Origin of the sequence: Corynebacterium sp. HMSC072G08 (assembly GCF_001809185.1) — a bacterium.
GTDB classification, from domain to species: Bacteria; Actinomycetota; Actinomycetes; order Mycobacteriales; family Mycobacteriaceae; genus Corynebacterium; species Corynebacterium phoceense.
In genome coordinates, this window is record NZ_KV796403.1 from 1 (window position 1) to 11,447 (window position 11,447).

The following is an 11,447-nucleotide window of genomic DNA, read 5'->3' on the forward strand; positions in this document are numbered from 1 at the left end:
AGGTCACAAAATCGAAAATTGTCACTTAACCCCATCACTTCCAAACCGGCTTAAGTGACAAAATGCCATCGCTAAAGTCCCGATTTGAGTCCCAGGACGTGCGCCTTAAGAGAAATAACTAAAGCCCCTACCAGTGTTTCTCCTGGTAGGGGCTTGGAAGTTGGTAGCGGGGGCAGGATTCGAACCTACGACCTCTGGGTTATGAGCCCAGCGAGCTACCGAGCTGCTCCACCCCGCGACGCGTGAAACAAAGAGTTTCACTATCGACTGGAAGGCTTGCGCCCTCCGTGGCGACCCCTGTAACTATACATACCGTCTCCGACTAGACAAAATCGCCAGGGCATCCCGTATAAAAGGGAACCCTGGCGATGGTTTCACGCGGGGTAGCGCTTACTTGTTGAGGTTCTGGTACTCCTTGACCGCCTTGTCGAGTTTGTCGAGAGCCTTGCCGTACTCCTCGTGGGAGCCGTCGCGGGCGTCCTCGATGCCCTTGAGCGCGTCGTTGATGGCGTTGATGGCCTCACCCTCGTTGGAGCTCGCCGGCGCGGACGCCGGAGCCGAGGGGGTGATTGCCTTGTCGGCATCGCCGGAGGTGGGGGCATCGGAAGGCTGAGCGTCGGTGGAACCGGTGTCGCCGTCGATCTCCTCGATGTCCTGAGCAGCCTTCGGGTCGATGCCCACCTGGCTGAGCGCCTCAGAGATGGTGGGCGCGTAACCAATGGAGCCCTTGTAGGACACGAGCACGCGCAGGAGCTTGGGGAACGCGGATTCCTGGTTCTTACGCTTGGAGTAGATGGGCTCGAGATAGAGCAGCTCGCCGTCGCCGACGGGGAGGGCAAGCAGGTTGCCGTTCTGCAGCTGGTTCGTGGACTCCCATAGCGAGCGGTCGCGGGCGACCTGGTCCGAGGACATCATGGCGTCCTGGGCCTGCTTGGGGCCAAGCGTCTGCGTGTCCGTGGGCAGGACGCGGACGGTGATCTTGCCGTAATTGTCCGGGTCCGAGGACGCGGACATGTGGGCGGAGAGGAACTCACGCTTCAAGCCACGGAAGGTGGTGATGAGCTGGAAGCTCGGCTTCTTCGTCTCCGGATCAGCGGCCATGACGTAGTACGGCGGCTGAGACAGCGCGTTGGTGCCCTCGGCGGCATTGGGATCCTGCGGGACGGACCAGAACGCGTCGTTGTTGAAGAAGACGCCCGGATCGGAGACGTGGTAGCGGGCCAGCAGGTTGCGCTGGACCTTGAACATGTCCTCCGGGTAGCGCAGGTGGTCGCGCAGCTCCTCAGAGATCTCAGAGTTCGGCTTCACAACGCCCGGGAAGACGCCCTCCCAAGCCTTGAGGACGGGGTCTTCGGTATCGAACTCGTAGAGGGAGACCGAGCCGTCATACGCGTCGACGGTGGCCTTCACGGAGTTGCGAATGTAGCCCACCTGGTCGTTGATGAGGCGCTGCGTCGTGCCGTCGGGGCTGAGCGCGTCCTGCGTCTCATCCGCGAGCGAGGTGCGCTGGGAGTACGGCAGGTTGGACAGCGTGGTGTAGCCGTCGACGATCCACTTGATACGGCCGTCGATGACGGCCGGGTAGGTCTTCGAGTCGGTGGTGAGCCACGGGGCGACTTCCTCGACGCGCTGACGCGGGTCGCGCTCGTAGAGAATCTTGGACTCCGCACCGACGCGATCAGAGAGCAGGAAGTTCATCTCGCCGTACTTGAGGGCGTACGCCGTGCGGTCGACGATATTGCCGATGCCGACGCCGCCGGAGCCCTCATAGGTGTAGGTGGACTGGTCCGTGTCGTATTCGACGGACTCGTTACCTGTCTTGCCCACGATGGCGTAGTCACGGCCGTCGCGCGCCGAGGCGATGACGGGGCCGAAGTAGATGCGCGGCTCCTCGACGTTGATGCCCAAGGAGGACTCGGCGTCCTTGGTCTCACCCTCACCCTCGGCCTCCTTGCCGGCCTTGGTCTGGAGGTCAGAGACGGTAAAGACCGGGTAGCCACCACGGGTGGAGCCGGCGTCACGGGCGACCTCGTCGACCTTGTTGGCCTCGGCCGCAATGAAGCCGTTGCCGTGGGTGTAGACGGTGTGGCGGTTAATCCAGTTGAGCTGGTTTTCACTCAGCGCGTTGGGGTCAAGCTCGCGGGCGGCGACCACGAAGTCGCGCATCTCGCCGTCGATCTCGTAGCGGTCCATCTCGAGCGTGTCCGGGAAGCCGTAGAAGTTGCGCAGCTGCTGCATCTGGGTAAAGGTCTCGCCCAGGATGTCCGGGTCGAGCAGACGCAGGTTATTGATCGTCGCCTCGTCCGAAGCCACGGCCTCGTCCGACGCGCCTTTCGCGCCCCAGTTGTTCTCGTAGGTCACGTTGTCATCGCCAATGCCGTAGGCATACTTCGTGGACTCGATATTGCGCGTAATCGATTCCGCTTCCTTCGCCTGACGGTTCGGGTCGACGGAGAAGCGCTGCATGAGCACCGGCCACACGTTGCCGATGACGACGGAGGAGACGAGCATAAGCACGACGGCTAGGCCCGGAATGCGCAGGTCCTTGATCACGATGGCCATGAAGAACGCGATGGCCACGAAGACGCCGATGACCATGAGGATGATCTTCGCCGGCAGGTACGCATTGATATCGGTGTAGGAGGCACCAGTGAAGATGGAGTTGTCCCTGTACAGCAGCTCGTAGCGCTCAAACCAGTAGCCAGCGACCTCGAGGAGCATCCAGATGCCGCCGGTAATCGCCAGCTGCTTGCGCGCCGCCGGTGAGACGGAGCCGCGCACGCCCGCCGGGCGGGAGCCAATGCGGATGCCGCCCAGCACGTAGTGGCCCACGAGCGCGATGAGGAACGCGAGCATGGTGAGCAGCGAGAGCGTGGAGATCACAAACTGGTAGACCGGCAGCTGGAAGGCGTAGAAGCCCAGATCCATGTGGAACTGCGGATCGTCCACGCCGAAGGACTGTCGGTTGATAAACAGCATGACCGCACGCCAGTTGGACTGGGCCAGGAAACCGGCGACGATGCCGACGAGGAGAGGCAGCACGCGCAGGAACGCGCCCATGGACTTCTCAATGGACTGGCGGTAGGCGTAGACCGGCGAGTTGAGATCACCCAGGTCGAGGTCGTCCGGACGTCCGCGCCACACGAACCACGCCGCGGCCCACGTGATGAGTCCCGCGATGATCGCGGTGACGAAGAAGATCGCGAGGCGTGCGAGCACCGTCGTGGTGAAGACGCCGCGATAATCAATCGCACCGAACCACTTCCAGTCCGTGTAGAAGCCCACGAGCAGCGGGCCTACAAAGAAGAGGAGACCAAGAATGGTGACGGTCCAGGCCAACAGCCGGGATGGCCGTCGCATGGGGGCATTGGGTCGTGTGAGTCCGGTGGACAACGCCAACTCCAATCAGTTATCGAAGAGATGAGCAAACGGTATAGTCTTCCAGCTTAAGGAAGTAACACAGCATTAACGAATGAGGTCATCAATGAGTTCCCTCTCCCCCAATCAGCAGGCGCTCAATAAGGCCATGCGCGAGGCCGTCGAATTCGTCCACGCAGAGGGCTGGGACGCCGCCCCTACCCTCTTCGCCCTCGTGCCCTCCGAGCTGCTCGTCGACGCGCTCGACTCCCTCGATGACTCGCCGCTGACCCTCGTCGTGCAAAACGATCTGCCGGACAATATCGAGGCCGGCTCGGAGCAGCTCGCGGATTATGTCTCGCGCCTGGCCTGGCCAGCCGAGGTCGCCGGCGTCATCCTCGCCCAGGAGATCCTCTTCCGCGACACCGCGTCTCACGACGCGTCGGCTAGTGTCGCGTCGGCGCCAACCGACGCCCCACGCCCGGCGCGCCTCTACTCCGGCGTCCTGCGTGAGGAAGGAATTGAACAGACCTTGCTGCAGCTGCGCCCCACCGAGGAAGAGCTCGAGGCCGCAGGCCCCTTCGCCCAGGACGAGATCCAGCTGCGCGGCGGTCCTCAGGTCGCCCCCGGCGTCATCGCGGCGCTGCGCTACGGATTAGAGCAGGATCCCGAGGAGCTTTACTAGCCGCGTCCTCTAGACTGATAGAAGACTTCACTCACAGGACAACTCGTCTCAGGAGGCTCTCGTGCGCCACGTTTCCGCCGCCCACTCGCTCGCCCGTCTCGCCACGGTCGCGCTCATCCCTGCCCTCCTCGTTGGTTGCGGCTCCGATGACCCCGCCGACCCCCCGCCGGAGACCCCCGCCCCCGCCGCTCCTGCGTCCCCCACTGTGACCTCCACGTCGGCGTCGAGCACCTCGTCGCCCGCGGCGACGACCTCCGCGTCGACTTCCGCGACGTCTTCGGCATCTGAGTCCTTAGAGCCGTCTTCTTCCAGCGCCACCACGACGTCCTCGGCGTCGCGCTCCTCGCGCGCGGACTCCGTGGAAGATGTCGCGGACATCTTTGGCACGCTAGCGCCCCGCTCGTTCTTCAACGAGCTAGAGGAATGCGACAGCGCGGGACTCAAGGATTCCTACAACTGCTCAGGCCCCGAGGTCGGCCAGTTCCAGTTCTCTAAATCCGAGACCAAGGCCGCGCAGACGACGCAGCTGCTCGAGGAGCTCAAGTCCTCGCGCCTGCTCTACAACGATGACGTGCGCCTCGTGGGTTGGACGATGTTCGGCTCCACCGCCATCATCACGGTCGTCGACAATGACGAGGGCCTCGTCATGCAGCAGATGACGAGCACCGACGAGCAGGATCCCAAGGACAAGATCCGCGAGCTCGGCCTCCTCGACGGCGTCGACGCCGCGGAAGAATAACCGACCGCGCCATGAAAGTCGGCGGGTTAAGGCTGGCAGGTCTTTACCTCGCCGCCGTGGGCGAAGGCGTCCATAGCTGCGACGGAATCCGCGATGGTGTCCACTGACGCAATGACCATGTCGCCGGTATCGCGGCTCATGGCTTCCGCGCAATTGCTGCTGGGCGCAAGGAAGAGTTCCGCGCCCGCGTCGCGCGCCGCGCGCACCTTGTGCACGATGCCGCCGATGGGGCCCACCGTGCCATCCTCGGCGATGGTGCCGGTGCCCGCCACGAAGTGACCGCCGGTGAGGTCGCCGGGCGAAAGCTTGTCGATGACGGCGAGCGAGAACATCATGCCGGCCGAAGGTCCGCCAATGTCTTGCAGGTTGTAGGTGACCTCGACGTCGGTGACCGGCTGGGAGGACATGAGGATGCCAAGCAGGGCCTTCTTCTTGTCATTCGGGTTCTCGCCGAGCGTCACGGTCGCAGTCTGCTCCTTGGCGTCCTTGGCAGCGTCGGCCTTGTCATCCGGCTGCGCGGACTCATCCGCCGCGCGCTTGAAGCCGAGTTTTACCTCGTCGCCCGGCGCCTTGGCCTGGATGAGCTTCTGCGCTTCCTCCGGCTTGGAGACGGCCTGCCCGTCGACGGAGGTGAGGATATCGCCGGCTTCGAGGGCTCCTGCGGCCGCGGCGTCATCCATAACCTTGGCAACGACAATTTCCACGGGTTTGCCCAGGTAGTCCATCGCGGCGACGGTCGCGGCAGACTCGGACTGGGTGAACTGGGCCTCGTTGGCCTCAGTGACTTCTTCCTGCGTCATATCCTGCGGGATGATCTGCTCGACGGGGACGATGGTGTCATCCGTCGAGGCCCAGCGCGCGATGACCTGCGCGAGCGACATGTTGGTGCGCACCGAGACCGTCGTCATATTGAGCTGGCCCTTGGGCTGCTCGACCTCAGTCTTGCCTTCCGTCGACTCGACGTCGACGACCTGGACGCCCTCAACCTCGCCGAGCGTATCCACGGTGGGACCGGGGCCCTCGGCAGCATAAGGCACGGTGAGCGAGATATCCGTGCCGGGAACGTGGTCGAGGCTCACGGCCGCAGCGAGCACGAGAACAGGGATGGCTCCCCAGGTCACAGTCCGCAGGCGGCGCTTCGATGCTGAATTCACGAATGAACAGCCTACCCGTGATCGCTCAAAGCGTTGTATTTCGAGACTGCATGCGACCCATCTGCCGCGCCTGGGCCGGTACATTGGGAAGGCATGAGCAATGGATTCGGTTTTTCCTTCCCCAACAACAATGGCGACGACGACGATGACAACAACCGCCGCGGCGACAACCCGTTTGGTGCGTTTGGATTCGGCGGCCCTGGCGCCGGTGGCTTGGGCGACATGCTCAACCAGTTCGGCCAGATGCTCTCCGGCATGGGCTCGTCCATGAATAACCCGGAGAATTCCGGCCCCGTGAACTTCGAGATGGCGCAGCGCATCGCGCGCCAGCAGCTCGGCACCACGGCCAAGCCCTCGGACGCGGATGTCCGCGCCGTCGAGGAGGCCGTGCGCTTGGCGGAGCTCTGGCTTGACGATGCCACCGCGCTGCCCACCGCAGGAGGGCGCGTCGCCGCATGGAGCTCGGAGGACTGGCTCGAGAACACCATGCCCATCTGGCAGCGTCTCGTGACGCCGGTTGCGGAGCATATGAATGAGGCACAGCTCGAATCCATGCCGGAGGAAGCCCGCGAGATGATGGGCCCGATGGCGAATATGATGCGCCAGATGTCCGGCATGAACACCGGCATGCAGCTGGGTGGCTCGCTGGCCGAGCTCGCCAAGTCCGCCATCACGGGCGCAGACTTCGGCCTGCCGGTCTCCCCGGCTGGTGTGACGGCGCTACTGCCGAAGAATATCGAGGCCATCTCGCGCGATCTCACGGTCCCGGCGCAGGAAATCCTCGTCTACATCGCGGCCCGCGAGGCCGCCCGCCAGCGCTTGTTCACCCACGTGCCGTGGCTTGTCGAGCGTGTCGTCTCCGCCGTGGAGGAATACGCCGTGGGCCTGGTCATCGACACCTCGCACATCGAGGAAGCCACGCGTGAGCTCAACCTCGAGTCCGGCGACCCGCAGGCCATCCAGGACGCGATGGCCAAGCTGCAGGGAATGGACCTCACGCCACGCATCACCTCGCGCAACGCGTCCGCCACCACGCGCCTGGAAACCCTCCTCGCGCTCGTCGAGGGCTGGGTCGACGTCGTCGTCACCGAGGCGCTCACGGAGCGCATTCCGTCCGTGGCGACCATGAATTCCGCGTGGGCGCGCCGCATCGCCTCCGGCGGCTCGGCCGAGCACGCGCTGAGCAAGGTCGTGGGCATCGAGATCGGTGCCCCGCAGATTGCCAAGGCCGCCGAGCTGTGGCGCCGCTCCACCATCGCGGTGGGCTCCACCAAGCGCGATACGGCCTGGGACCACCCGGACTTCCTGCCGACTGCAGAAAACATCGAGAACCCGGCCGAGTTCATCGATACGCTGCTCGATGACGCCCCGGCAGATGACTTCGAGGCCGAGTTCGCGAAGCTCGAGGAGATGCTCCGCGGTGAGGGTGGCGCCGAAGAGAAGGACAAGGACCCCGAGGACGACGAGTAGTCGTACCTCTCCCCTGCCCCGGGCCGGATGGCTGAGCTAGCGCTCGCCGCCCGGCCCGAAGCGTTGGTAGGCCTCGAGAAAGCCTTTCGCACGCTCGGCACGCGGCGCGCGGTCCGCCCACTCCCAGAACTCGCGGCTGTGGTTGGGCACAAAGGTATGCGTGAGTTCGTGGACGAGCACCGCATCCAGCACATAATCGGGCACGTGCTGAAGCCGATCGCTCACACGAATCGCGCCCGTGGACGTTGTGCAGCTCGCCCAGCGCGTGGTCATATTCCCCACCCATCGGATAGACGTCCACTGCGCGTGGCCCTCGAGGATTTCGGCGTTGAGACGTGCGGCGCGGTCGCTAAGGGCGGCATCGGAAAGCGGGGCGACCTTGCGCTTCTTCATGGCGCGCGCCAGCATGTCCTCCACGGCGCGCTCCTCCTCGGCCTTGGATAGGCGCGCGGGGATGCGGACCTCCAGCACGCGGCCTTTAAACCGCGCCTCGATGGTGCGGCGGCGCCGGGCGGAGCGAATGACTTTGACCGGCGGACGTGCGCTTTCTTCCATAGCGGGCAGTCTACCGCTGGCTCAGCTAGACTCGCAGTCGCACTGTTTAAACGCTAGGGGGAAGTGTCATGGGGGTTCTGTATCGCCGCACGCCCGGGGTCCGCATTATTGTGCGCGATCCCGGCGCCATCCAGTTCGGTTTCGACGCGACGCGCGCGGGGCTTATCGAAGTCGCCGATGCCGCCGCCGTGGCCCGTGCGCTGCGCCAGCTCGATGGTTCGGTCTCGCGCGAGCGCTTCGTTTATCAGCTGCGCGCGGCAGGCGTGGGCGACGGCGCTCCAAGCCTCGTGGACGAGCTCGTGTCCTTTGGTCTGTGGCAGCCGCTACGTCCGCCGGACGCCATCTACGTGCTGGGTATGTCTCCGCTTGCTCTACAGGTCTGCGATGCGCTGCGCGCGGATGGCTTCCGCGTGCGTCGGCCACGATTAGGCGAGCTCACCGCACACTACGTGCAGCGCATCGACCCGGACGTGCCCGTCCTGTGCATCGACGAGGACCGCCACATGGCCATGCTCGCGCGGATTATCCGCTCGATGCCCAGCACGTGGCTGCCGGTCACGACCTTCGATACCCGCGTGTTGCTGGGTCCCTTCCACACGCACGGCAAGGGGCCTTGCCCGCTGTGCTTTAGCCTGCACCGCACGGACGCGGACCCGCACTGGGTCACGGTGACGGACCAGCGGCATCCCACAGACTCGCTTGACTCCCTCGTGGCGCTGGCCGGTGTCGCGCACATCGTGGCCGCCGCGCGCCACCTCGTGGGAAGGCCAGGCCTGCCCGGCGCGACACCGGTGCGCTGGATGCCCGGCGAGGTACGCGAGATTGACGTCTTTGGCCGCACGCACCAGCAGTTCCTTGAGCCGCATGCGCGCTGCCCGGCGTGCTTCCAGGCGGAAGCCTAAAACGCACAAACCCCGGCCTTGTGCGGCCGGGGCGGTGCGCGATGTATTAGGAACGGACGAGAGCCGCGTCCTCTGCATCCTCTGCGGACTCCGGGTCGAGGATGCCCGCAACGCCATCTTCGGCAGCGTCCCAGGTGTCCTTGTCCCAGATGCCGGCACGCTTGGCCACGATGGTGGCGGCGAGCGACTGGCCGGTGACGTTGACCGCGGTGCGGCCCATGTCGATGATGGGCTCGATGGCGAGCAGCAGGCCGACGCCGGCGAGCGGCAGGCCCAGGGTGGACAGCGTCAGGGTGAGCATGACGGTCGCGCCCGTCGTGCCAGCCGTAGCAGCCGAGCCAATGACGGAGACGAAGATGATGAGCAGGTACTGCGTGAGCGTCAGGTCAATGCCGTAGAACTGTGCCACGAAGATGGAGGCGACGGCCGGATAGACGGAGGCGCAGCCGTCCATCTTGGTCGTCGCACCCAGCGGGATGGCGAAGGAAGCGTACTCGCTGGGCACGCCCATGGCGCGCTCGGTGACGCGCTCCGTCACGGGCATGACCCCCATGGAGGAACGGGTCACGAAGCCCAGCGAGAAGACCGGCCACACGCGCTTGTAGAAACCAAAAACGGACAGGCCGTTGAGCTTGAGCACCGCCGGGTAGACGACGCCGAGGACGAGTGCCAGGCCGATGTACATAGCGAGCACGAACTTGCCCAGGGAGCCAAGGGCGTCCCAGCCGTAGGTCGCGACGGCCTTGCCGATAAGAGCCGCGGTGCCAATCGGCGCCAGGCGGATGATCCACCACAGGATGACCTGGATGACCTTGAGGAAGGACTCGGTAAAGCGCAAGAACGGGTCCGCGGCCTTGCCAGCCTTCACAGCAGCGATGCCGATGGCCAGGGAGATAACGAGCAGCTGCAGCGCGCCAAAGCTCAGGGAGACCTCGCCATCGCTAAAGGATGCACCCAAGCCGATGAGGTTGCTGGGCAGCATGGACTGCAGGAATGCGGTCCACGAGCCGACGTGCGACGGGTCGGCGGCGGTAGCTGCATCGACGGAGGTGCCCACACCTGGCTTGAGAACGACGGCGACCAGGATGCCGACGAGTACGGAGAAGAACGCCGTGATGGCGAACCACACGAGCGTGGAAATGGCGAGCGAGGCCGCGTTGGTGACCTTGCGCAGGTTCGCCACGGAGGTAACGACCGCGGCAAAGATGAGCGGCGGGACCATGACCTTGAGCAGCTGGACGTACGCCGAGCCGATGCCTGTGAGCGTCGTCGTCAGCCAACTGGCGTCGTCCTCGGCGCGGCCGGCGTCCATGCCGGATGCGATAAAGCCCAGAATGAGGCCGATGATAAGGCCCGCGATGACCTGCGCGCCGAAGCCGGTGGCCCAGCCCGGCAGTCCGCGCTTGGTCTCCTGCGGCTGCGCGTTCGCAGTGGTGGTGTTACTCATGAGGAGTTCCTTTAAACAGCTTTGTACATTATTGAACCGTCTCGGCTATAAATTTTAGACCGATCGGTTTATTTACTTTCGGTACAACAGCCTAACCCCTCGTGCGCATTCCACCAATGCGGAGCGATGTTCGTCACAGTCGCTCGCACGGCAGCTTCCCCCAAAAATCCCTCCAGCACATATAAGCCCCTCGCCACACCGGCGAAAGCGCCTCTATATGTGCTGGACGTAGATCTCATACTCCGCTAGCCGGTCGGACCGATGCGAGCGCCCCAAGGGTCGTCGTACTGACGGGTGAAATAGTGGTGCCATCGCGTCACCATGCGGTGAAGCCGGCCGGCTAGATTGGGAGACTTCGCCGTGGCGATTTGTTCCACGACATCGCCAAGATGGTGCGCGACGCACGTGCCTGTGTAGCGCAACGTGGTCCAACCGCGAAGGACAGCATCATTGTTCTTCCAATGGGCGCGCACGACGGCGTCGGGCTTGGAGTGAAACTCGAAACCGTTAATTTCGACCGCTACCTGCATGTCGGGGAGAACGATATCCCATAGATAATCACCGATAAAGAAATTGGTGTCCACTCGCATTCCCCGAGCCTTCAGTGCACGCGCGACCTTAGCTTCAGCCCCAGAGTCCGTGAACAAGGCAGCCTGCGTGAGCAACCCGTGGGTATGACGCGGAAGTCGCTCGAAGCCACTGCGGTGGCGTTCGAGCAGGCGCCGGCCGCGCGCGTGGGCATAGTGGTGCTCCAGCGCTGCGAGTGCGAGGTCTCGAGGAGTATCAGTGTCAAAAGCCAGCAGCGGATGATGCACGCGTAAGTCACCCACGATCACATGGGTGCGCTGTGAGCGTCGTTTGACTGTGTAGAAAGCTGACGGCCCCAATTTCTGCCCGTATGCAACGCTCAAAGGGAATTCGAGCTCCTGTCCGAGATAGAGATGCGCCGCGCTCGTCCCAGTAGCGACAAGGCCCGGATGGCGGCGCTGCAACTCGTGCAAGAGTTCTACAGGCGTCGGCGTACCCCACACGTGAAAACCACGCGTGATGGCGGTGATTGTGCCTGCAGCAAGGTGTGTGCGCAGCTGATGGCACGTGAGACCAGAAACGATCTTCATATCTCCCCCGAGTTGTGCAT

9 protein-coding genes and 1 tRNA gene are annotated in these 11,447 nt (G+C 64.1%); 4 read left to right on the forward strand and 6 right to left on the reverse strand.

Annotated elements, in window-relative coordinates; translation table 11 throughout:
• Positions 1 to 161: 161 nt before the first annotated feature.
• Positions 162 to 238, reverse strand: a tRNA-Met gene (locus tag HMPREF2559_RS03020).
• Between the two features lie 152 nt (positions 239 to 390).
• Entirely contained in the window at positions 391 to 3,360 is a 2,970-nt protein-coding gene (locus HMPREF2559_RS03025) for a UPF0182 family protein (RefSeq protein ID WP_066485539.1), read from the reverse strand.
• Between the two features lie 124 nt (positions 3,361 to 3,484).
• Between HMPREF2559_RS03025 and HMPREF2559_RS03030 the strand changes: the two genes are divergently transcribed.
• Both HMPREF2559_RS03030 and HMPREF2559_RS03035 read left to right on the forward strand, forming a co-directional pair.
• Positions 3,485 to 4,042: a PPA1309 family protein gene (locus tag HMPREF2559_RS03030; RefSeq protein WP_066485535.1), complete on the forward strand. Its 558-nt coding sequence runs from the start codon at positions 3,485 to 3,487 to the stop codon at positions 4,040 to 4,042.
• A 61-nt stretch (positions 4,043 to 4,103) separates the two neighbouring features.
• Entirely contained in the window at positions 4,104 to 4,781 is a 678-nt protein-coding gene (locus HMPREF2559_RS03035; RefSeq protein WP_070539509.1) for a hypothetical protein, read from the forward strand.
• A gap of 26 nt (positions 4,782 to 4,807) precedes the next feature.
• On the opposite strand, the gene HMPREF2559_RS03040 is transcribed toward HMPREF2559_RS03035, so the two are convergent.
• The gene (locus tag HMPREF2559_RS03040; protein WP_066485533.1) at positions 4,808 to 5,935 is read right to left on the reverse strand and encodes a YlbL family protein; all 1,128 of its coding nucleotides are present in this window, start codon (positions 5,933 to 5,935) and stop codon (positions 4,808 to 4,810) included.
• 93 nt (positions 5,936 to 6,028) lie between these two features.
• On the opposite strand from HMPREF2559_RS03040, the gene HMPREF2559_RS03045 reads away from it, so the two are divergent.
• Positions 6,029 to 7,405 carry a zinc-dependent metalloprotease gene (locus tag HMPREF2559_RS03045; protein ID WP_066485531.1) on the forward strand — a complete coding sequence of 459 codons (1,377 nt, stop codon included), beginning with the start codon at positions 6,029 to 6,031 and terminating at the stop codon, positions 7,403 to 7,405.
• A gap of 36 nt (positions 7,406 to 7,441) precedes the next feature.
• On the opposite strand, the gene HMPREF2559_RS03050 is transcribed toward HMPREF2559_RS03045, so the two are convergent.
• On the reverse strand, positions 7,442 to 7,960 hold the full coding sequence (locus HMPREF2559_RS03050; RefSeq protein WP_066485529.1) for a M48 metallopeptidase family protein: 519 nt from the start codon (positions 7,958 to 7,960) through the stop codon (positions 7,442 to 7,444).
• Positions 7,961 to 8,028: 68 nt separating this feature from the next.
• Between HMPREF2559_RS03050 and HMPREF2559_RS03055 the strand changes: the two genes are divergently transcribed.
• Positions 8,029 to 8,862 (forward strand): hypothetical protein, encoded by an 834-nt coding sequence (locus tag HMPREF2559_RS03055; protein ID WP_066485519.1) that lies wholly within the window; start codon positions 8,029 to 8,031, stop codon positions 8,860 to 8,862.
• A gap of 46 nt (positions 8,863 to 8,908) precedes the next feature.
• Here HMPREF2559_RS03055 and HMPREF2559_RS03060 read toward each other — a convergent pair whose 3' ends face one another.
• The gene (locus HMPREF2559_RS03060; RefSeq protein ID WP_070539510.1) at positions 8,909 to 10,309 is read right to left on the reverse strand and encodes a dicarboxylate/amino acid:cation symporter; all 1,401 of its coding nucleotides are present in this window, start codon (positions 10,307 to 10,309) and stop codon (positions 8,909 to 8,911) included.
• Between the two features lie 245 nt (positions 10,310 to 10,554).
• Entirely contained in the window at positions 10,555 to 11,427 is an 873-nt protein-coding gene (locus tag HMPREF2559_RS12685) for an endonuclease domain-containing protein (RefSeq protein ID WP_141759150.1), read from the reverse strand.
• Positions 11,428 to 11,447 lie beyond the last annotated feature (20 nt).

What these genes read in the sequence shown, in the direction of transcription:
- HMPREF2559_RS03025 (WP_066485539.1), bottom strand. Translation starts at nt 3,360, where the DNA reads ATGCGACGGCCATCCCGGCTGTTGGCCTGGACCGTCACCATTCTTGGT.
- HMPREF2559_RS03030 (WP_066485535.1), top strand. Translation starts at nt 3,485, where the DNA reads ATGAGTTCCCTCTCCCCCAATCAGCAGGCGCTCAATAAGGCCATGCGC.
- HMPREF2559_RS03045 (WP_066485531.1), top strand. Translation starts at nt 6,029, where the DNA reads ATGAGCAATGGATTCGGTTTTTCCTTCCCCAACAACAATGGCGACGAC.
- HMPREF2559_RS03050 (WP_066485529.1), bottom strand. Translation starts at nt 7,960, where the DNA reads ATGGAAGAAAGCGCACGTCCGCCGGTCAAAGTCATTCGCTCCGCCCGG.
- HMPREF2559_RS03055 (WP_066485519.1), top strand. Translation starts at nt 8,029, where the DNA reads ATGGGGGTTCTGTATCGCCGCACGCCCGGGGTCCGCATTATTGTGCGC.
- HMPREF2559_RS03060 (WP_070539510.1), bottom strand. Translation starts at nt 10,309, where the DNA reads ATGAGTAACACCACCACTGCGAACGCGCAGCCGCAGGAGACCAAGCGC.
- HMPREF2559_RS12685 (WP_141759150.1), bottom strand. Translation starts at nt 11,427, where the DNA reads ATGAAGATCGTTTCTGGTCTCACGTGCCATCAGCTGCGCACACACCTT.